The organism is Pseudoduganella sp. OTU4001 (assembly GCF_038440195.1).
Taxonomy (GTDB): domain Bacteria; phylum Pseudomonadota; class Gammaproteobacteria; order Burkholderiales; family Burkholderiaceae_D; genus Rugamonas.
Genome location: NZ_JASATG010000002.1, coordinates 75,725 through 96,346, shown reverse-complemented (window position 1 = coordinate 96,346; position 20,622 = coordinate 75,725). Strand labels below are relative to the sequence as shown.

The following is a 20,622-nucleotide window of genomic DNA, read 5'->3' as shown; positions in this document are numbered from 1 at the left end:
ATGTCGCACGATACAATTTTGTGACGATTCGTCTCTTTTCCGAAACGTCTATAAGTGAAGCACTTACTGTAATTACTTAAAAATGTTTGCTTATTTGATAAGGCGTGTGTGGCAAATGCTGCCGACCATGCTGGGTGTCGTGCTGCTGGTGTTCGTTTTGTTCAACTGGGTGGGCGGCGATCCGGCCTATATTCTGGCGGGCAAGATGTCGGATGCGGCCAGCATCGAAAATATCCGCCGCCAGCTGGGCGTGGACCAGCCATGGCATGTGCAGCTGTGGATTTTCTTGAAGCAGGTGGCGAGCTTTGATTTTGGCCAGAGCTGGGCCACGGGCGAGGCGGTGTCGGACATCATCGGCAGCCGGCTGGGGCCTTCGCTGACGGTGCTGGTGCCGCTGACCGTCCTGGAAACCGTGCTGGGGATCGCGCTGGCGCTGGCGGTGGCTTTCGTGCGCGGCTCGCTGACCGACCGCGCGGTGATGGTGGCGTGCACGGTGGGCATGTCGATTTCGATCCTGGTTTATATCATCGTGTTCCAGTACTGGCTGGCCTATAAGGCGGGCTGGTTCCCGGTGCAGGGCTGGGGCGAGGGGCTGCTGGATAACCTGCGCTTTGCGGCGCTGCCGATCCTGATCGGGCTGGCGGTGTCGCTGGCGCCGACCTTGCGCTTGTACCGCAGCTTTGTGCTGGATGAGGCGGGGCAGGATTATGTGCGCACCGCGCGCGCCAAGGGATTGCCGGAGCGGCGCGTGATGTGGGTGCATGTGCTGCGCAATGCGGCGATCCCGATCATTACGCATGTGATGGCGAGCTTGCCGGCGATGCTGATTGGTGCGTTCCTGTTGGAGCGTTTCTTTGGCATACCGGGCATCGGGCGCGAAGTGATCCTGGCGGTGGAACGGTCCGATTTTCCTGTGATTAAGGCCATTACCGTGTATGTCGCGGTGGCGACCATGGTGTTCAATTTGCTGACCGATGTGCTGTACCAGGCTGTCGATCCGCGTGTCCAGCTTAAGTAAGGATTGACGCATGCACGCTATTCATGATTCCGCCGGTTTGTGGACGCTGGCCTGGCGCCGTTTGCGGGCTGACCGGCTGGCGATGGGGGCTTTGGCGGTTGTCGCTGCGTTCCTGCTGCTGCTTGCGGCCTCGGCATCCGGCATTGTTGCCGCGGACTGGGAGGAGGAGGTTGCCGTCAACTACGCGCCGCCCACCTTCGTCGCCCCGCCGCGGGCAGGCCAGGGTGCTGCGGCAGCGCATGGCGCGGGCGGCGCCGAGGGTCCTGCTGGTGTGCCGCCGGCCAACGAGTTTGATCCGCTGGCGCAGGACATCCGCGAGCTGCGCGCGACGCTCGGCAAGGCGGTGGCGGAACCGGCGGCGGTGCGCGCGGCGAGCCTGCCGTTCGGCGCCGACAAATGGGGCCACAACATCATCCTGAAGACCATCAAGGGCGGCGAAACCTCGATCGTGGTCGGCCTGGCCGCCGCCACGCTGGCGGTGGGCCTCGGCACCTTGTTCGGCGCCATCTCCGGCTACCACGGCGGCCTGGTGGACGACTTCTTCAACTGGTTCTACAACGTCTTCACCTCGATCCCCTCGATCCTGATGATCCTGACCGTGGCCGCCGTGCTGCAACAGAAGGGCGTGCTGACCATCGTGCTGATATTGGGCCTGACCGGCTGGACCGGCCCTTATCGCCTGATCCGCGCCGAATACATCAAGCACAAGGCCCGCGAATACGTGATGGCCGCCGACGCCATCGGCGCCAGCGCCTGGCAGAAAATGTTCACCCACATTTTCCCCAACGTCAGCCACGTGGCGCTGGTGCAGGTCTCGATCCTGGTGGTGGGCTTCATCAAGGCCGAAGTGATCCTGTCCTTCCTCGGCTTCGGCGTGCCGGTAGGCGTGGTGAGCTGGGGCTCGATGCTGAACGAAGCCCAGAATGAACTGATCCTTGGCAAATGGTGGCAGCTGACCGCCGCCGCCAGCGCGATGGCCTTGCTGGTCACCGCTTTCTCCCTGTTTGCCGACGCACTGCGCGACGCGCTCGATCCCAAGGTGAAATGACATGCTGCTCCAGGTCCGCAATCTGCGCATCCGCTTCCGCACCGACAAAAAGAACACGGTCGAAGCCGTGAAAGGCATTTCCTTCGACATCCCGCACAACCGCACCGTGGCGCTGGTGGGCGAATCGGGCAGCGGCAAGTCGGTCAGCTCGCTGGCCGTCATGGGCCTGCTGCCCCCGCACACCACCCTGATCGACGGGCAAAGCAGCGTGCTGTTCGAAGGCCGCGAAGTGCTGCACCAGTCCCAAGCCGCGCGCCGCGCCATGTGCGGCAAGGACATCGCCATGATCTTCCAGGAGCCGATGTCCTCGCTCAACCCGGTATTCACGGTTGGCTTCCAGATCGGCGAAGTGCTGCGCCAGCACATGGGCATGGACAAGCGCGCCGCCCGCGCCCGCACGCTGGAATTGCTGGAGGAAGTCGGCATCCCCGACCCGGCCAGCAAGTTCGACGCCTACCCGAGCCAGATGTCGGGCGGCCAGCAGCAGCGCGTGATGATCGCCATGGCCATCGCCTGCAAGCCCAAGCTGCTGATCGCCGACGAACCAACCACCGCGCTCGACGTCACGATCCAGAAGCAGATCATGGAGCTGATCGCCGGCCTGCAGAAGAAGCACCGGATGGCGGTGCTGTTTATCACCCACGACCTGGGCCTGGTGGCGGAAATCGCCGACGAAGTGATCGTCATGCGCCACGGCGAGGTGCGCGAGACCGGCGCCGCGCGCGCCGTCTTCGCCGACCCGCAAGACCGGTACACCCGCGCGCTGCTGCATTGCCGGCCATCGCTGGACACGCGCCCGCGCCGCCTGCCGGTCATCGCCGACTATATGGAGGGCGGCGCGCTGCCGCAGCAGCCCGAACGTGTCCGCGGCAGCGCGCCCGGCGACGACATCGTGCTCGACGTGCAAGGCCTGAAAAAGAGCTTCTGGCTGCGCGAAGGCCTGTTCGGCAAACGCGAATTCCAGGCAGTGAAGGGCGTTTCCTTCAAACTCGCGCGCGGCAAGACGCTGGGCATGGTGGGGGAGTCGGGCAGCGGCAAGTCCACCGTCGGCCTGACCCTGCTGCGCCTGCACCAGGCCAGCGGCGGCAGCGCCATGTTCGAAGGGCGCGACCTGCTGGCAATGGATGCGCGCGAATACCAGCCCTTCAAGCGCCGCATCCAGATCATCTTCCAGAACCCGTACGCCTCGCTCAACCCGCGCTTCACGGTCGGCCAGATCCTGCTGGAGCCGATGCGCCTGCACGGCATCGGCGCCAACGACGCCGAGCGCACGCAGATGGCGCTGGCGCTGCTGGAGCGCGTCGGCCTGCCGCAGCAGGCTTACCAGCGCTATCCGCATGAATTCTCCGGCGGCCAGCGGCAGCGCATCGCCATCGCGCGCTGCCTGACCATGAAGCCGGAAATCCTGGTGTGCGACGAATCGGTATCGGCGCTGGACGTGTCGGTCCAGGCCCAGGTCCTGAACCTGCTGCAGGACCTGCAGGATGAATTCGGCCTGTCCTACATCTTCATTTCGCACGACCTGTCGGTGGTCAGGTACATCTCCGACCAGGTGATGGTGATGCACAAGGGGGAGGTGGTGGAAATGGCCGATGCTGATGAGCTGTACCGCAACCCGCAGCATCCTTATACGCGCTCGCTGCTGGCGGCCATTCCCAAGGCCGCCTGATCGTGGCAAACTGATCATCGTTGCGCCGCACGAGGCGGCGCCCGGACTGGAGCAGGTCTTTGCGTTCGAATAAGGTTGCCTCCATCGCATTGTTAGCCAGCGTGGCGCTGACGGCCATCGTCACCGCCGTGTTGCTGGTGTTCGCCGCCTATTCGCACAACTCCGAGCGCGATAAGCGCTGGCGGGAGCTTGAGCGCGTGCTCAATATGAGCGCCGACCAGCTGGCGATCGGGGTCGCGCTGCCGGCCTGGAATTTCGACGACAACCAGGTGCAGTCCATCATGCGCGCCAGCATGAACCAGCGCGACCTGCATGCCATTGTCATTTACGGCACCGGCGCCAAGCGCGAATACGTGGTGCAGCGTGGCAGCGGCGACAAGCTCGAAGTGGGCACGCCGCTGCGCACCACGCCGGACATGCTGGTAGCCCAGCGCCCGATCATGGCCGAGGGCGCCAATATCGGCACCATCAAGGTCTTTGCCACGCCCACCCATGTGCAGCAGGAACTGCGCGACCAGCGCCGCGCCAATATGTTCGCGATCCTGGTGCTGGCAGCGATGCTGGTGGCCAGCGTGTACGGATTGCTGTGGTTCCTGATCCTGCGCCCGCTGAGCGCTATCGGCCAGTACGTGGCGGGCGATACGCCGCAAAAGGCGTGGTTCTTTGGCGAACTGCATGCGCTGAACGAATCGATCAAGAAAATGTGGGCGCTGCTCGATAGCCGCTACCGCGCCATGCGTGAAAGCGAAGAGCGCCTGACGGTGGCGACGCGCGCCGCGCGCATCGGCATCTGGGACTGGGACGTGCCGAACGATGAACTGGTGCAGGACGATGAGATCCTGCGCCAGTACGGCATGGCGACCCGGCATGGCAGCGGCAATTACAAGGCCTGGCTGGACCGCGTGGTGCCGGAAGACCGCGATCTAGCACGCGCCGAAGTGGCGGCTGCGCTGAAAGGCGAGCACGAATTCTTCCTGCAGCACCGGGTACGCCGCGACGACGGCGCGATCCGGCACCTGCGATCGATGGCGCGCTCCTTCCGCGACGAGCAGGGCAAGGTGGTGCGCCTGGTGGGCGTCAGCATCGACGTCACCGACGCCACCGAGAGCGAGCAGGAGCTGCGGCGTCACCGCAGCCACTTGGAGGAGCTGGTGGCCGAGCGCACGGCGGCGCTGTCGGTGGCCGTGACCGAGGCGCAGGCGGCCAACCGCGCCAAGAGCGTGTTCCTGTCCACCATGAGCCATGAGCTGCGCACCCCGCTGAATTCCGTGATCGGCTTCTCGCGGCTGATGGCGCATTCGGCCAGCATGTCGGCTGACGAGAAGCGCAATATGGCCATCATCCACCGCTCCGGCCAGCATTTGCTGACGCTGATCAACGATATCCTGGAGCTGTCCAAGATCGAGGCGGGCGGCGTCAGCCTGCACCGCGAGGCCAACGACGTCGCCCAGTTGATGCGCGATGTGTGCGATATGGTCAGCGCCCGTGCGGAGCAGGGCGGCATCGCGCTCAAGTCCGAATGCGATGCGTTGCCGCGCGCCTTGCTGCTGGATGGCGCCAAGCTGCGCCAGGTGCTGCTCAATCTCGCCTCCAACGCGCTCAAGTTCGTGCGCAGCGGCAGCGTTACCCTGTCGCTGCGCGCCACGCTCTTGCCGGGCGGGCGCTATGGCCTGGCGTTTGCCGTGCGCGATACCGGCATCGGCATCGCACCCGAGGAGCAGCAGCGCATCTTCGAGCCGTTTGTGCAGGCGCGCAATGACGGCGTGAGCGAAGGCACCGGCCTGGGCCTGGCCATCTCGCGCCAGTACGTGCGCATCATGGGCGGCGAGCTGGAGGTGCAGTCCGAGCCCGGCGTGGGTTCGACTTTCCGCTTCACGATCGAAGCGGAGGAAGTCGATGCGGCGCAGGACGTGGCGCCGCTGGCGCGCCTGCCGCACCTGGCGCCAGCGCACCAGGCGCGGCGCATCCTGGTGGTGGACGATGGCGTCGATGGCCGCCACCTGCTGCGCAGCCTGCTGGTGCCGGCCGGCTTCGACGTTTATGAAGCCTCCGACGGTGTTGAAGCGCTGGATGCGATTGCGCGCGAGCAGCCGGAATTGGTGCTGATGGACTGGCGCATGCCGGTGCTGGACGGCCTGGAAGCGACGCGCCGCCTGCGCGCCGACCGCAGCTTGCCGCAGCCGCGGGTGGTGATGCTGACCGCCTCCGCCTTCGAAGAAGAGCGCCAGCAGGCCCTGGCCGCCGGCGCCGACGACTTCTTGCGCAAGCCGGTGGAGCAGGACAAGCTGTTCCGCGTGCTGGCGCAACAGCTCGATGTGGAATATGCCGATACAGTGCTGGCCGCGCCGGCGCCGGCTGCCGACGCCGAGGCGGCGTCCGCCGCATTGACGCCGGCCGCCCTGGCCACCTTGCCTTCCGCCCTGCGCAGCGAGTTGCATGGCGCGCTGCGCGAACTGAATCCGGCCCATATCGAACAGGTGCTGGCCGCCTGCCGCAGCAGCGCGCCGGAGCTGGCCAAGCAGATCCAGCGCATGGTGGTGCGGCATGAATACCGGCAGCTGTGCCGCATGCTGGAGGAGGCGGAGGGCGCCCTGCCGTAAGCGCCGATTTGCGCTACCATAGTCGGACTATGGCTAACCTTATTACCTTGTTGCAGCAGTATGGAGTCCTGATCGTCTTTGCCGTGGTGCTGGTCGAACAGATGGGGTTACCCATCCCCGCGTACCCGATCCTGATTGTTGCCGGTGCGCTGGCGGTCGACGGCGGCACGCCGTTCCCGCTGGTGCTGGCTGTCGCCATGGCGGCCTGCCTGCTTAGCGACGTCTTCTGGTTCCGCGCCGGGCGCCGCTTCGGCAAGCGCATTCTCAAACTGCTGTGCAAGATCTCCCTGTCGCCCGACTACTGCGTCAGCCAGACCGAAGACAATTTCCGCAAATGGGGGCCGAAGTCGATGGTGGTGGCCAAGTTCATCCCCGGCTTCAACACCATCGCCCCGCCGATGGCGGGCGCGCTGGGCACTGGGGTGCCGACCTTCCTCGCCTTCAGCCTGCTGGGCGGGCTGCTGTGGAGCGCCACCGGCCTGGCGATCGGCGCCTACTTCCACGCCGACGTCGACAAGGTACTGGAAGTGCTGTCGACCATGGGCTCGACAGCGCTGACGGTGCTGGCCATCCTGCTGGGCCTGTTCGTGCTGGCCAAGTACATCGAACGCCGCCGTTTCCAGAAAGCGATGCAGACCGAGCGCATCAGCGTCGACGAGCTGAAGGAGCTGCTGGACAGCGGGCACGACCCGGTCATGGTCGACGCCCGCAGCGCCACCGCCCAGATGCTGGAGCCGCCGGTGCCGGGCGCCTTGCTGGTTGGTTCCAGCGATCCGCTGTCGATCATCAAATCCCTGCCGAAAGACCGCCACATCATCGTCTACTGCAGCTGCCCCAACGACGTCACCGCCGCCAAGGTCGCCAAGCAGATGCACGCCAGCGGCTACAAGCGCGCCAAGCCCCTGCACGGCGGCCTCGACGCCTGGAACAACGCCTTCCGCAACGAATAAAGGTCGGGGTCATGTCTGACATTCGGACACGGGCCCAGCCGTTGGCGTCGCCAACGGCTGGGCCCGTGTCCGAATGTCAGACATGACCCCGACTTTTTCGTAGTCATACTACCGAGAATATATTCCGCGATGTAGCATTTATACCTGCTGATGACGATTCTTGTACTCAAACTACAAAGAAATCCTTGCGTCTCGGCTAACATATCCCTTAGGATTAGGGCTCCACTTAACCGTTTGCGCCCATGACCGTCCAGACTCACTCCGCATCGCCTACCGCCGTCCATAGCCCGCGCCTGCTGGCCGATGTGGGTGGTACTAATGCGCGCTTTGCGCTGGAACTGGCTGATGGTGCAATTGGCAACATCCATGTGCTGGCCTGCGCGGCCTATCCCACCCTGGCCGAAGCCTTGAAGGCTTATCTGGCGCTGCCGGACGTGGCGGCGGCTGCGGGGCAGGGGATCCGCCATGGGGCGATTGCGATTGCCAATCCGGTCAATGGCGATTTCGTAAAAATGACCAACCATCATTGGGAATTCTCGATCGAGGCCTTGCGTGTGGCGGTCGGTTTCGAGGTGCTGGTGGTGGCCAATGACTTTACGGCGCTGGCGCGTTCGCTGCCGCTGCTGGCGGAGGGCCAGAAACGCCAGGTGGGCGGCGGCGCGGCGCAAGCCGGTGCGCCGCTGGGCCTGATCGGCGCCGGCACCGGCCTGGGCGTGTCGGGCCTGATCCCGTCGGCGGCGGGCTGGACGGCGCTGCTGAGCGAGGGCGGCCACGTGAGCTTCCCGCCGATGAATCCGGAGGAAGTAGCAATCCTCCAGTATGCCTGGACTGAATTCCCGCACGTTTCCGCCGAGCGCCTGCTGTCGGGCGTGGGCATTGAACTGATCTATCGCGCCCTGGCGGCCCAGCGTGGCGCGGATGAGCGTACCCTGGCGGCGCCCGAAATTGCGCGCCGTGCGCTGGAGGGCGAGTGCAAGCTGTGCGACGATGTGATTGAGCACTTCTGCACCATGCTGGGCACCATTGCCGGCAACCTGGGCGTGACCCTGGGGGCGACGGGCGGTATTTATATTGGCGGCGGCATCGTGCCGCGCCTGGGGGAGCGCTTCGACCGTTCCGGTTTCCGCGCCCGGTTCGAGGAGAAGGGCCGCTTCCACGGCTACCTGGCGGCGATCCCGACCTATGTGATCACCGCCGAGTATCCGGCCTTTGTTGGCGTTTCGGCAATTCTGGCCGAAAAGCTGGCAGCCTGAGCGAAGCTACAGGCTTTTACACTTCTCCGCAGTTTTATCAGGTACAATTGCCCAAGTTGGATGAAGCGGCGCCTGTCGCCCGCCTTGTTTTCGCCCCGAAAACGCTCTCCACCTGAGACTCTCGCCCCGGCGCGCAGCGGTCCGGCGCATCTTCTTGCATAGTTATTACCAACTTGTAGAGTATGGATACTGTAGAGGCTAAGAAAGTCCTCGAAACTGCGCTGCTATGCGCTCGTGAACCCTTATCGATCCACAGCCTGAAAAAGCTGTACGTCGAGACCGACGACCTGGGCAATCCGCTCGGCGTGGGTGTCGGTGCCGATACGATCAAGGAATTGCTGGAAGAATTGCGCCAGGAGTGGCAGGGGCGCGGCATTGAGGTGGTCAGCCTGTCGAGCGGCTGGCGCTTCCAGAGCCGGCCTGAAATGAAGCTCTACCTGGACCGGCTGAACCCGGAAAAGCCGCAGAAGTATTCGCGGGCGACGCTGGAAACGCTGGCCATCATCGCTTACCGCCAGCCGGTCACCCGGGGCGACATCGAAGAGATCCGCGGTGTGGCGGTGAACTCGCAGACGATCAAGATGCTGGAAGACCGCGGCTGGGTCGATACGGTGGGCTACCGCGATGTGCTGGGCCGGCCCGCACTATTGGGCACCACCAAGCAGTTCCTGGATGACCTGGGGCTGGAATCGTTGTCGCAACTGCCGCCGTTGCAGGAAATTAGCGATACGCAGAATGAAAATCCGCTGGAAGTACTGGAGGCCCGCTTGACGGAGAACTTCGAGAAGGCGGCGCACGTAGCACAGGCAGCACAAGAACAAGAGAATGAGGCGACGCCGGACGAGGCGCCGTCGGTAACAGACGACCCGGCGCCCGATAACGTCGAGCCCTTAGCAGAAACGAATAATGAACAACCCTGATAACACCCCAGAGACTGGCGCTCCGGCATCCGCCGAAGCCGCACCTGCCAAGCCTAAGCGCCGCACCAAGGCGCAAATCGAAGCCGATAACGCTGCTGCTTTGGCCGCCGGCGTGGAGCCGAAGCCCAAGCGCACCACCAAAGCCAAGGCTGCGGCCGAAGATGTAGCGGGCGAGCAGCCTGCCGCCAGCGCCGAGGCGGCGCCTGCGAAGAAAACGCGCGCCAAAAAGGCGGCTGCGGTGGCGGAAGTGCTGGCAGCGGAAGCTGCGCCAGCGGCTCCAGCGCCGGCTGCGGCCCCTGCGGGCGCGGCCGATGTTGGTGAAGCGGCCGACGGCCAGGGCAAGGACCGTGGCCGTGCGCCGCGCGGCCCGCGTCAGATGCGCGAACAGCGCGCGCTGCGCCAGGCTGAGAAGGCTGCTGCGGTTGCGGTGTCGCAGGGTGCGGATGCTGCGCCGGCGGGCGAGGCCGCTGCCGAAGGCGGCAGCCCATGGCCAGCCGCTGTCCCGGCGGAAAAGCGCCACGACAAGCACGACAAGCACGGTAAGCACAAGGGAAAGAAGGGCAAGCACGGCAAGCCGGCGCATGGCGAAGGCCAGGGCGCGCCAGCCGGCGAGGGTGGCCAGCAGCAGAAACGCGTGCACGGCGCCTTCGGCAACAAGATGCGGGCCAAGGACAAGTCGTCCGAAGCCGATGCCGTGTTCTCCTTCGTGACCTCGGACGCGTTTGACCGCGACGAGGGCGGTTCGGGCAAGCCTGCCAAGGTGCGCCGCGACCTGACGGCGGAAGACGATGCGCCGAAGCTGCACAAGGTGCTGGCGGAGGCGGGCATGGGCTCGCGCCGCGACATGGAAGAACTGATCATCGCCGGCCGCGTGTCGGTGAACGGCGAGCCGGCCCACATCGGCCAGCGCATCCTGCCGACCGATGCGGTGCGCATCAACGGCAAGCTGGTGCAGCGCAAGGTGTCCAAGAAGCCGCCGCGCGTGCTGGTCTACCACAAGCCGGCCGGCGAAATCGTGTCGCACGACGACCCGGATGGCCGTCCATCGGTATTCGACCGCCTGCCGACCATGAAGACCGGCAAGTGGCTGGCCGTTGGCCGCCTGGACTTCAATACCGAAGGCCTGCTGCTGTTCACCACTTCCGGTGACCTGGCGAACCGCCTGATGCACCCGCGCTACAACATCGACCGTGAGTACGCGGTGCGTACCCTGGGCGAGCTGGAAGAGGGCATGCGCCAGAAGCTGCTGGCCGGCGTTGAGCTGGAGGACGGCATGGCGCAGTTCACCAAGATCGCCGATGGCGGCGGTGAAGGCGTCAACAAGTGGTACCGCGTGGTGATCGGCGAAGGCCGTAACCGCGAAGTGCGCCGTATGTTCGAGGCAATCGGCCTGACCGTGTCGCGCCTGATCCGTACCCGTTACGGTGCGCTGACCCTGCCGAGCAACCTGAAGCGCGGCCGCTGGGAAGAGATGGAAGAGAACACCGTGCGCGACCTGCTGACGGCGGTGGGCTTCAAGAAGGAAGGCGGCAGCCCGAACGCCGGCGAAGGCAAGAAGCCGCAGGGCGGCCAGCGCGAGCGCGAGCGCGAGCCGAATGGCAACCGCATGGATGTGAGCAACAAGAACGCCGATCCGTTCCCGCAGGCGCCGCGTGGCGGCCGTGGCCAGGGGCAAGGCGCGTTCTATGGTGCGCCGCGTCATGGCGGTGGCGGTTTCGGTGGCTTTGGCGACCAGCAGCCGGGTGGCCGCGGCGGCGCCGGCGGTGGCGGCAAGGGTAAAGGCAAGGGCAAGGGGCAGGGCGGCCCGCGCCAGCCGGATCCGCTGATGACCACTTTCGGCTTCGCAGGCCATGGCCACGGCCAGGGTCAGCAGCGCCGCGGCGGCCACCAGCCGCGCGGCGGGGCTTCCGACCACGGCATGCCACGCCGCCGCAAGGGCTAATGCGTAGTGGGCGAGGTGTTGGATTTTAGGCACCTTGCTATTGTTACACCCGCGTACGATGTGGTATGTGGCATTGCAGCGAAATCAATATCACGCTATAATGAGCAGCCTAGTTAAAGTTCATCGCAACTTTCACCTGGCTGCAGTAACGAAAGATGGGCAGTTGCCCATTTTTTTTTGGTTGAATCGTTTTAAGTATCTGGAGATTTTCTTTGCAACTGCCTGAATTGATTGAAAAAACCGTCGCTGGCCTTGGCTACGACCTGGTCGACTTCGAGCGGGCCGAACGTGGTCTGCTGCGCGTCTATATCGATTTCACGGCGGAAGATGCGGAAGAAAAGGGCCCGATCACGGTTGAAGACTGCGCCACGGTGAGCCACCAGCTGTCGCACGTGCTGACGGTCGAGAACGTTCCTTACGAGCGCCTCGAAATTTCGTCGCCCGGCCTGGACCGTCCGCTGCGCAAGTTCAGCGACTTCGTCCGCTTTGCCGGCTGCGAAGCCATCGTCAAGCTGCGCATGGCCATTCCTGGCACGGCGAACCGCAAGTCCTACCAGGGACTGCTGACGGAGCCGGAAGGCGATCAACTGGGTATTGAATTTGAAGGTAAAGAAGGTCCGGCGGTGCTGAATTTCACGCTCGCGGACATTGATAAGGCACGCTTGGTGCCGCAGGTGAATTTTGGGAGCCGCAAAGCATGAGTCGCGAAGTATTGTTATTGGTTGATGCGCTGGCGCGCGAAAAGAACGTCGACAAGGAAGTCGTGTTCGGCGCGCTTGAATTCGCACTGGCGCAAGCCACGAAGAAGCGCTATGAAGGCGAAGTCGATATTCGCGTTTCGATCGACCGTGAAAGCGGCGAGTTCGAGTCCTTCCGCCGCTGGCACGTAGTGCCGGACGAAGCCGGCCTGCAGCTGCCTGACCAGGAAGTGCTGCTGTTCGAAGCGAAAGAACAGATCCCTGATATCGAAGTCGATGAATACATCGAAGAGCCGATCGAATCCGTTGAATTCGGCCGCCGCTTCGCGCAGGACACCAAGCAGGTCGTGCTGCAGCGCGTGCGCGATGCGGAACGCGAGCAGATCCTGCAAGACTTCCTGGAGCGCGGCGACGCGCTGGTGACCGGCACCATCAAGCGTATGGAACGCGGCGATGCGATCGTCGAATCCGGCAAGATCGAAGCCCGCCTGCCGCGCGACCAGATGATCCCGAAAGAGAATCTGCGTATCGGCGACCGCGTACGCGCCTTCATCCTGCGCGTTGACCGCAATATGCGCGGCCCGCAGGTGATCCTGTCGCGCACCGCGCCGGAATTCATCATGAAGCTGTTCGAACTGGAAGTGCCAGAGATCGAGCAGGGCATGCTGGAGATCAAATCCGCTGCACGCGACGCCGGCGTCCGCGCCAAGATTGCCGTGCACACCAACGACAAGCGCATCGACCCGATCGGTACCTGCGTCGGCATGCGCGGTTCGCGCGTGCAGGCCGTGACCGGTGAACTGGGCGGCGAGCGCGTGGACATCGTGCTGTGGTCGGAAGATCCTGCGCAATTCGTGATTGGCGCGCTGGCTCCTGCCAACGTGTCCTCGATCATGGTTGACGAAGACAAGCACGCCATGGACGTGGTGGTGGACGAGGAAAACCTGGCAATCGCGATCGGCCGCTCCGGCCAGAACGTGCGCCTGGCTTCCGAGCTGACCGGCTGGAAGATTAACATCATGACCGCGGAAGAATCGGCCGACAAGCTGGCCGCTGAAACCGCAGCAGTGCGCGCACTGTTCATGGAAAAACTGGATGTGGACCAGGAAGTGGCCGACATCCTGGTGGAAGAAGGCTTCAGCAGCCTGGAAGAAATCGCTTACGTGCCGATCTCCGAGATGCTGGACATCGAAGCGTTCGACGAAGACACCGTCAACGAGCTGCGTACCCGCGCCCGCGACGCCCTGGTGACCGAGGCGATCGCTTCGGAAGAGGGCCTGGAAGGCATGGAAGAACAGCTGGTTGGCCTGGAAGGCATGGACCGCATCACCGCGGGCAAGCTGGGCCTCGCAGGCATCAAGACCCTGGCGCAATTCGCCGGTCTGGCCTACGACGAGTTCGGCGCCATCCTGGCCCTGTCGACCGACCGCGCACGTGAACTGATTTCGAATGAGTTTGAGAATGTGACCGACGATGAAATGAAGCTGGTCGACGGTAAGTACGATGATCGTGCCAAGGCGTTGCAAGCCAAGGCGTGGGCGTCGTCCGAAGCCGCCAAGGCCTAAAAGTAGTAGCAGCTTTATTTATCATCGAGACACATAGAAAAGAGGACTGAATGGCGAGTAACAACGTAGCCCAATTTGCCACCGAACTGAAGATGCCTGCAGATTTGCTGCTGTCGCAGCTGCGTTCTGCTGGCGTCGAAAAGAGTTCGGCGTCAGATCCATTGTCAAAAGATGATAAGGACAAGCTGCTGGAGCACCTGCGCCGTACCCACGGTGCAGGCTCCGAGCCGGGCGAGAAGAAAAAGATCACCCTGACTCGTAAAGAGACCACGGAGATCAAGCAGGCCGACGCCTCCGGCAAGGCCCGCACTATCCAGGTCGAAGTGCGCAAGAAGCGCACCTTCGTCCAGCGCGACGACGTGGTGACCACCACCGCCGCCAAGCCGGCCGCCCCGGTGGTCGACGCTGCCGAACAGGCGCGCCGCGATGAAGAAGCACGCCGCCAGGCCGAGCTGATCGCTCGCCAGGAAGCGGAGCTGAAAGAGAAACAGGAACGCCTGGCCAAGCTGGACGAGGAAAAGGCTGCACAAGCCAAAGCCGCGGAAGAGGAAGCCAAGCGCGTAGCGGAAGAGCAGTCCAAGAAAGCCGCCGCCGACAAGGCCGCCGCTGAAAAGGCCGCTGCCGCCGCAGCCGCCGGCGCCGCGCAGAAGGCCGCCGCCGACGAAGAAGAAAAGAAACGCCTGGCAGACGCCGAAGAATCCAAGCGCAAGCACGAAATCGCCGCCAAGGAAGCCGCCGAGCGCGCCGAAGCGACCGAGCGCGCCCGCAAGGCCGTGGCCGATGAAGTGGCCCAGATCAAGCTGATGATGTCCCAGCCGCGCCGCGTAATGAAGGCTCCTGAGCCGGCACCTGCTGCCGCCAAGCCGAAAGTCGCGGAAGGCACCCTGCACAAGCCAGCCGACAAGAAGCCGGCTGCCGGTGCAGCTGCTCCTGGCGCAGACAAGAAAGACGACAAGAAGCCGGGCGACAAGAAGTCCATCAAGTCGGCCAACGTGGCATCGACCTGGAACGACGACGCCAAGCGCCGTGGCGCTCCTGGCGGCGGCGCGGGCAAAGGCCGTGGCGGTGCGGGCGCGAATGCCGGCGGCCGTGACGGCTGGCGCGCAGGCGGCAAAGGTGGCCGCCGCGGTGGCCATCACGAAGACCGTGAAACCAACTTCCAGCAGCCGACCGAAGCGATCATCCATGACGTGCACGTGCCGGAAACCATCACCGTGGCCGAACTGGCGCACAAGATGGCAGTCAAGGCATCCGAGGTCATTAAGCAGCTGATGAAGCTGGGCCAGATGTGCACCATCAACCAGGTGCTGGACCAGGAAACCGCGATGATCGTGGTGGAAGAGATGGGCCACAAAGCCTTCGCTGCCGCTGTTGACGATCCGGAAGCGATCCTGGCCGACCAGGGCGAGCACGCCGAGTACGAAGCAACCCCGCGCGCACCGGTGGTGACCGTGATGGGTCACGTCGACCACGGTAAGACCTCGCTGCTGGACTACATCCGCCGCGCCAAAGTGGCGTCGGGCGAAGCCGGCGGCATTACCCAGCACATTGGTGCGTACCACGTGGACACCCCGCGCGGCACCATCACCTTCCTGGATACCCCAGGTCACGAGGCGTTCACCGCAATGCGTGCCCGTGGTGCCAAGGCAACCGACATCGTCATCCTGGTGGTGGCAGCCGACGACGGCGTGATGCCGCAGACCAAAGAAGCGATTTCGCACGCTAAAGCAGCAGGCGTACCGCTGGTGGTGGCGATCAACAAGATCGATAAACCAGGCGGCAATGTTGACCGCGTGACCCAGGAACTGGTGGCCGAGCAAGTGGTGCCGGAAGAATACGGTGGCGATTCGCCATTCGTGCCGGTGTCGGCAAAGACTGGCCAGGGCATCGACGACCTGCTGGAGCAAGTGCTGCTGCAAGCCGAAGTCCTGGAACTGAAAGCACCGGTCGAAGCGCCTGCGCGCGGCCTGGTGGTGGAAGCCCGTCTGGACAAGGGCCGTGGCCCTGTGGCCACCATCCTGGTGCAGTCCGGTACCCTGAAGCGCGGCGACGTCGTGCTGGCTGGTTCCTCGTTCGGCCGCGTCCGTGCGATGCTGGACGAAAACGGCAAGGCGATTTCGGAAGCCGGTCCTTCGATCCCAGTGGAGATCCAGGGCCTGACCGAAGTGCCGGCCGCCGGTGAAGAGGCCATGGTCATGGCCGACGAGCGTAAAGCCCGTGAGATCGGCCTGTTCCGTCAAGGTAAGTTCCGCGACGTGAAGCTGGCCAAGCAGCAGGCAGCGAAGCTGGAAAACATGTTCGACCAGATGGCCGAAGGCGAAGTGAAGAACCTGCCGCTGATCATCAAGACCGACGTGCAGGGTTCGCAGGAAGCGCTGGTTGGCTCGCTGCAGAAGCTGTCGACCTCCGAAGTGCGCGTACAGGTTGTGCACGCAGCGGTGGGCGGCATCTCGGAATCGGACGTCAACCTGGCGACCGCTTCCAAGGCAGTCATCATCGGCTTCAACGCCCGTGCCGATGCACAGGCGCGCAAGCTGGCCGAGACCAACGGCGTCGACATCCGCTACTACAACATCATTTACGATGCGATCGAAGAGGTCAAAGCGGCGATGTCGGGCATGCTGGCTCCGGAGAAGCGCGAACACGTTACCGGCCAGGTCGAGATCCGCCAGGTCATCCACGTATCCAAGGTCGGCGCGATTGCGGGCTGCCTGGTTACCGATGGTGTGGTCAAGCGTTCGTCTTCCGTCCGCCTGCTGCGCAACAATATCGTGGTGTGGACCGGCGAGATCGACTCGCTCAAGCGCTTCAAGGACGATGCGAAGGAAGTTCGCGCCGGCCTGGAGTGCGGTCTGAACCTGAAGGGCTACAACGACATCGAAGTGGGCGACCAGCTCGAAGTCTTCGAAGTACAGGAGATCGCCCGTACCCTGTAACAGCAGGACGGCGCGATACACGGCGGGTGCCTCCCGCCTCGCTTCGGCGAGGCCAGGCGCCCGTCTTCATTTTTAGGCTTTATCATGGCAAAACATAGCAAATCCATTCCCCAGCGCGGCGTGCGCGTGGCGGATCAAATCCAGAAAGACCTGTCCGAGCTGATCGCCTTCGAACTGAAGGACCCGCGCGTGGGCATGATCACCCTGTCGGAAGTGCAGCTGACGCCCGACTACGCCCACGCCAAGGTGTTCTTCACCACGCTGAAGGACGATCCTGAGTCGATCAAGAACGTGCTGGCCGGCCTGACCGCCGCCGCAGGCTACCTGCGCAACCAGCTGGGCAAGCGCCTGCATATCCACACGCTGCCGCAGCTGCACTTCGTGCACGATATGTCGGCATCGCGCGGCATGGCGATGTCAGCCCTGATCGACAAGGCCAACGCTTCGCGCGCTGCGGATTACGACGAAAACGCCGACGAAGAATGACCGAAGTCCGTGTAAAGCGCGTGCGTGATGCCGTGGACGGCGTGCTGCTGCTCGATAAGCCGGTTGGCCTGTCCAGCAACGACGCCCTGATCAAGGCCAAGCGCTTCATGAACGCGAAGAAGGCCGGCCATACCGGCACGCTCGACCCGTTCGCCACCGGCCTGCTGCCGCTGTGCTTCGGCGAAGCGACCAAGTTCTCGCAAGACCTGCTGGAAGCCGACAAGACCTACCTGGCCACCGTGCATCTGGGTGTGCGCACCGATACCGGCGACACCGAAGGCTTGGTGCTGGAGACGCGCGAAGCCAGCGCTACGCTGGCCGATATCGAAGCCGTGCTGCCGCGCTTCCGCGGCCCGATCAAGCAGGTGCCGCCGATGTACTCGGCGCTCAAGCGCGACGGCAAAGCGCTGTACGAATACGCCCGCGAAGGCATCACGCTCGAACGCGAGGCGCGCGACGTGGTGATCCACAAGCTGGAAATCGTCGGCTATGAAGCGCCGTTCCTGCGCATTGAAGTCACCTGTAGCAAAGGCACCTACATCCGCGTGCTGGGCGAGGACATCGGCGCCGCGCTTGGTTGCGGCGCGCACCTGAACGCGCTGCGCCGCACGCAAGTCGGCGCCCTGACCACCGACAAGATGGTCACGCTGGAAGACCTGGCAGCCCACGCCGCCCCGCGCGAGCTGCTGGCGCCAGTGGACGCGCTGCTGTCGTCGTTCCCGCGCATCGTGCTGAACGCCGACCTGGCGAAACGCTTCCTGCACGGCCAGCGCCTGCCGCTCGGCAAAGAACCATCGATCGCCGTGCCGACGCCATACGAAGGCCGCGTGCGCATCTACGACGAAACCGGCCGCCTGCTTGGCACCGGCATCTTCGGCGAATACGCCATCCTCGCCCCCGAGCGCCTGATCGCCAGCGCCCAGGCTTAAACTACCGCGGCCCGCGCTGCGCCAGCCGGTGCAGCGCGTAGCGCCGCCGCCACGCGCAGTGGTCGGCCCAGGAAGGCGCCGGCCAGCGCGCCAAACAGCGCGCAAGCCGGCAGCGCAAACGCGATGCTGCCGCGCAGGGCCGGCCGCATCGCCAGCGCCACGGCAAACGCGAACTTCGCCACAAAGATCGTCAGCATCAACATCATCGGCACCCAGCTGCCACGCAGCCACACCGTTCCCGCTGCGCGATCGACACGCACGCTGGCCACGCGCCACGCCATCCCCGCGCCCACCGCGAGACCCGCCAGCCACGCCGCACCAGCCGGCGACGCTAGCCCGAAGCCGGTGGCAACGCTATGCAAGCCCAACGCCAGCATGACGACCGGCATGATGAAGACCGCACGTATGCGCATCTCCCCGTCGCGGCTCGCAGCCACGCCGCGAAAGACCAGCAGGCCCAGGAGGGCCCAGACATAAGTTGGCGTATGGCTGATGATCTGTTGCAGCATTTGGCGCTCCACGAAGTAAGTAACGATGACCGTACTTTGCCGCGCGGGCCGCGCCGAAGCCAGCGCATTGCGACGAAACCGGGGGAGGGCGGCGCGAAACAAGGTTCAGGCGGAATGGCTGGTTGGTTGCGGCGCAGCATGCTATACTAGTGGGTTCAGTGCCTCCGCACGTGCAGAATTCCTGTCAATACACAAATCATGTCTAATACTAAACGCGCAATTCGCAACATCGCCATCATCGCCCACGTTGACCATGGCAAGACCACCCTCGTGGACCAACTGCTGCGCCAGTCCGGTACCTTCCGTGAAAACCAGCAGGTTGATAACCGCGTCATGGACTCCAACGACCTGGAGAAAGAACGCGGCATTACCATTCTGTCGAAGAACTGCGCCGTTGAGTACGAAGGCACCCACATCAACATCGTCGACACCCCAGGCCACGCCGACTTCGGCGGCGAAGTGGAACGTGTGCTGTCGATGGTTGACTCGGTTCTGCTGCTGGTCGACGCACAAGAAGGCCCAATGCCTCAGACCCGTTTCGTGACCCGTAAGGCGCTGGCCCTGGGCCTGAAGCCGATCGTGGTGCTGAACAAGATCGACCGTCCTGGCGCGCGCGCTGACTGGGCGATCAACCAGACCTTCGAACTGTTCGACAAGCTGGGCGCGAACGACGAGCAGCTGGACTTCCCAATCATTTACGCATCGGGCCTGAACGGCTACGCCGGCGAAACCGAAGACGTGCGCTCCGGCGACATGAAGCCGCTGTTCGAAGCGATCCTGAAGTACGTGCCAGTGCGTGACGATAACCCGGACGGTCCGCTGCAGATGCAAATCACCTCGCTGGACTACTCGTCCTACGTGGGCAAGATCGGTATCGGCCGTATCAACCGTGGCCGCGCGAAAGCTGGCCAGGACGTGGTGGTGATCGACGGTCCGGAAGGCACCCCGATCAAGGGCCGCATCAACCAGGTGCTGAACTTCAAGGGCCTGGAGCGCGTGCTGGTTGACGAAGCGGTTGCCGGCGACATCGTCCTGATCAACGGTATCGAAGAAATCGGTATCGGCTCCACCGTGTGCGCGGTTGACACTCCTGATCCGCTGCCAATGCTGACCGTGGACGAGCCTACCCTGACCATGAACTTCATGGTTAACACCTCGCCACTGGCTGGCCGCGAAGGCAAGTTCGTGACCTCGCGCCAGCTGCGCGACCGCCTGGACAAGGAACTGAAATCGAACGTGGCGCTGCGCGTTGCGCCGACCGACGACGACACCATCTTCGAAGTGTCCGGCCGCGGCGAACTGCACCTGACCATCCTGATCGAAAACATGCGTCGCGAAGGCTTCGAAATGGCCGTATCGCGTCCACGCGTGGTGTTCAAGATGGTGGACGGCGTACGTCACGAGCCATACGAAATGCTGTCGGTTGACGTGGAAGAAGCCAACCAGGGCGGCGTGATGGAAGAACTGGGCCGCCGCCGTGGCGACCTGCAGAACATGGAATCCGACGGCAAGGGCCGTGTGCGTCTGGAATACCGCATCCCGGCACGTGGCCTGATCGGCTTCCAGGGCGAATTCATGACCCTGACCCGTGGTACCGGCCTGATGTCGCACGTGTTCGACGCCTACGCTCCAGTAGATACCTCCAAGGGTGAAATGGCCGGCCGCCGCAACGGCGTGATGATCTCGCAGGAAGACGGCCAGGCTGTTGCCTACGCGCTGTGGAAGCTGCAGGATCGCGGCCGTATGTTCTCGGTCCACAACGACCCAGTGTACGAAGGCATGATCATCGGTATCCACTCGCGCGACAACGACCTGGTTGTGAACCCGACCAAGGGCAAGCAGCTCACCAACGTGCGTGCTTCCGGCACCGACGAAGCAGTGCGCCTGGTACCGCCAGTCCAGCTGTCGCTGGAATACGCAGTGGAATTCATCGAAGACGACGAACTGGTGGAAGTGACTCCTAAGTCGATCCGCCTGCGTAAGCGCTTCCTGAAAGAGCACGAGCGTAAGCGCGCTTCCAAAGAGAACGCGTAATATGAAAAACCCGCCGCAAGGCGGGTTTTTTTTCGTGGTAACCTGTACGTCCCAGCCGGAACCGA

The 20,622-nt window shown here is 63.8% G+C and carries 15 protein-coding genes; 14 read left to right on the top strand and 1 reads right to left on the bottom strand.

What is annotated here, in order from left to right; all coding sequences use genetic code 11:
* Positions 1–82 precede the first annotated feature (82 nt).
* The 13 genes from AAHE99_RS02490 to truB all read left to right on the top strand — a co-directional run bounded on the left by AAHE99_RS02490 (position 83) and on the right by truB (position 18,014).
* On the top strand, positions 83–1,018 hold the full coding sequence (locus AAHE99_RS02490) for an ABC transporter permease (RefSeq protein WP_342114081.1): 936 nt from the start codon (positions 83–85) through the stop codon (positions 1,016–1,018).
* Between the two features lie 10 nt (positions 1,019–1,028).
* Entirely contained in the window at positions 1,029–2,066 is a 1,038-nt protein-coding gene (locus AAHE99_RS02485; protein ID WP_342114078.1) for an ABC transporter permease, read from the top strand.
* A 1-nt stretch (position 2,067) separates the two neighbouring features.
* Positions 2,068–3,735 (top strand): ABC transporter ATP-binding protein, encoded by a 1,668-nt coding sequence (locus tag AAHE99_RS02480; RefSeq protein WP_342114075.1) that lies wholly within the window; start codon positions 2,068–2,070, stop codon positions 3,733–3,735.
* A gap of 59 nt (positions 3,736–3,794) precedes the next feature.
* A complete protein-coding gene (locus tag AAHE99_RS02475; protein WP_342114073.1) occupies positions 3,795–6,335 on the top strand; it encodes an ATP-binding protein in 2,541 nt (846 codons plus the stop codon).
* A gap of 29 nt (positions 6,336–6,364) precedes the next feature.
* Positions 6,365–7,285 (top strand): VTT domain-containing protein, encoded by a 921-nt coding sequence (locus AAHE99_RS02470; protein ID WP_342114071.1) that lies wholly within the window; start codon positions 6,365–6,367, stop codon positions 7,283–7,285.
* Positions 7,286–7,527: 242 nt separating this feature from the next.
* Complete coding sequence (locus tag AAHE99_RS02465; RefSeq protein ID WP_342114068.1) at positions 7,528–8,538, top strand: glucokinase; 1,011 nt, start codon at positions 7,528–7,530, stop codon at positions 8,536–8,538.
* A gap of 182 nt (positions 8,539–8,720) precedes the next feature.
* Positions 8,721–9,458: an SMC-Scp complex subunit ScpB gene (gene scpB / locus AAHE99_RS02460; RefSeq protein ID WP_342114065.1), complete on the top strand. Its 738-nt coding sequence runs from the start codon at positions 8,721–8,723 to the stop codon at positions 9,456–9,458.
* A complete protein-coding gene (gene rluB, locus AAHE99_RS02455; protein WP_342114062.1) occupies positions 9,445–11,400 on the top strand; it encodes a 23S rRNA pseudouridine(2605) synthase RluB in 1,956 nt (651 codons plus the stop codon). Before scpB ends, rluB begins: the two co-directional genes overlap by 14 nt.
* Positions 11,401–11,612: 212 nt before the next feature.
* Positions 11,613–12,101, top strand: coding sequence for a ribosome maturation factor RimP (gene rimP / locus AAHE99_RS02450; protein WP_342114060.1), 489 nt, complete (start codon positions 11,613–11,615; stop codon positions 12,099–12,101).
* Complete coding sequence (gene nusA / locus AAHE99_RS02445) at positions 12,098–13,663, top strand: transcription termination factor NusA (protein ID WP_342114057.1); 1,566 nt, start codon at positions 12,098–12,100, stop codon at positions 13,661–13,663. Before rimP ends, nusA begins: the two co-directional genes overlap by 4 nt.
* A 50-nt stretch (positions 13,664–13,713) precedes the next feature.
* Positions 13,714–16,599: a translation initiation factor IF-2 gene (infB, locus tag AAHE99_RS02440; RefSeq protein ID WP_342114053.1), complete on the top strand. Its 2,886-nt coding sequence runs from the start codon at positions 13,714–13,716 to the stop codon at positions 16,597–16,599.
* A gap of 84 nt (positions 16,600–16,683) precedes the next feature.
* Positions 16,684–17,085: a 30S ribosome-binding factor RbfA gene (gene rbfA / locus AAHE99_RS02435; protein ID WP_342114051.1), complete on the top strand. Its 402-nt coding sequence runs from the start codon at positions 16,684–16,686 to the stop codon at positions 17,083–17,085.
* Positions 17,082–18,014, top strand: a complete 933-nt coding sequence (truB, locus tag AAHE99_RS02430; protein WP_342114049.1) for a tRNA pseudouridine(55) synthase TruB — start codon at positions 17,082–17,084, stop codon at positions 18,012–18,014. Before rbfA ends, truB begins: the two co-directional genes overlap by 4 nt.
* On the opposite strand, the gene AAHE99_RS02425 is transcribed toward truB, so the two are convergent.
* Positions 18,011–18,523, bottom strand: a complete 513-nt coding sequence (locus tag AAHE99_RS02425) for a DUF6622 family protein (protein ID WP_342114047.1) — start codon at positions 18,521–18,523, stop codon at positions 18,011–18,013. The two genes, truB and AAHE99_RS02425, sit on opposite strands and share 4 nt — an antisense overlap.
* Positions 18,524–18,721: 198 nt before the next feature.
* On the opposite strand from AAHE99_RS02425, the gene typA reads away from it, so the two are divergent.
* Complete coding sequence (gene typA, locus AAHE99_RS02420) at positions 18,722–20,557, top strand: translational GTPase TypA (RefSeq protein ID WP_342114044.1); 1,836 nt, start codon at positions 18,722–18,724, stop codon at positions 20,555–20,557.
* Positions 20,558–20,622 lie beyond the last annotated feature (65 nt).

What these genes read in the sequence shown, in the direction of transcription:
- AAHE99_RS02490 (WP_342114081.1), top strand. Translation starts at nt 83, where the DNA reads ATGTTTGCTTATTTGATAAGGCGTGTGTGGCAAATGCTGCCGACCATG.
- AAHE99_RS02485 (WP_342114078.1), top strand. Translation starts at nt 1,029, where the DNA reads ATGCACGCTATTCATGATTCCGCCGGTTTGTGGACGCTGGCCTGGCGC.
- AAHE99_RS02480 (WP_342114075.1), top strand. Translation starts at nt 2,068, where the DNA reads ATGCTGCTCCAGGTCCGCAATCTGCGCATCCGCTTCCGCACCGACAAA.
- AAHE99_RS02470 (WP_342114071.1), top strand. Translation starts at nt 6,365, where the DNA reads ATGGCTAACCTTATTACCTTGTTGCAGCAGTATGGAGTCCTGATCGTC.
- AAHE99_RS02465 (WP_342114068.1), top strand. Translation starts at nt 7,528, where the DNA reads ATGACCGTCCAGACTCACTCCGCATCGCCTACCGCCGTCCATAGCCCG.
- scpB (WP_342114065.1), top strand. Translation starts at nt 8,721, where the DNA reads ATGGATACTGTAGAGGCTAAGAAAGTCCTCGAAACTGCGCTGCTATGC.
- rluB (WP_342114062.1), top strand. Translation starts at nt 9,445, where the DNA reads ATGAACAACCCTGATAACACCCCAGAGACTGGCGCTCCGGCATCCGCC.
- nusA (WP_342114057.1), top strand. Translation starts at nt 12,098, where the DNA reads ATGAGTCGCGAAGTATTGTTATTGGTTGATGCGCTGGCGCGCGAAAAG.
- infB (WP_342114053.1), top strand. Translation starts at nt 13,714, where the DNA reads ATGGCGAGTAACAACGTAGCCCAATTTGCCACCGAACTGAAGATGCCT.
- rbfA (WP_342114051.1), top strand. Translation starts at nt 16,684, where the DNA reads ATGGCAAAACATAGCAAATCCATTCCCCAGCGCGGCGTGCGCGTGGCG.
- truB (WP_342114049.1), top strand. Translation starts at nt 17,082, where the DNA reads ATGACCGAAGTCCGTGTAAAGCGCGTGCGTGATGCCGTGGACGGCGTG.
- AAHE99_RS02425 (WP_342114047.1), bottom strand. Translation starts at nt 18,523, where the DNA reads ATGCTGCAACAGATCATCAGCCATACGCCAACTTATGTCTGGGCCCTC.
- typA (WP_342114044.1), top strand. Translation starts at nt 18,722, where the DNA reads ATGTCTAATACTAAACGCGCAATTCGCAACATCGCCATCATCGCCCAC.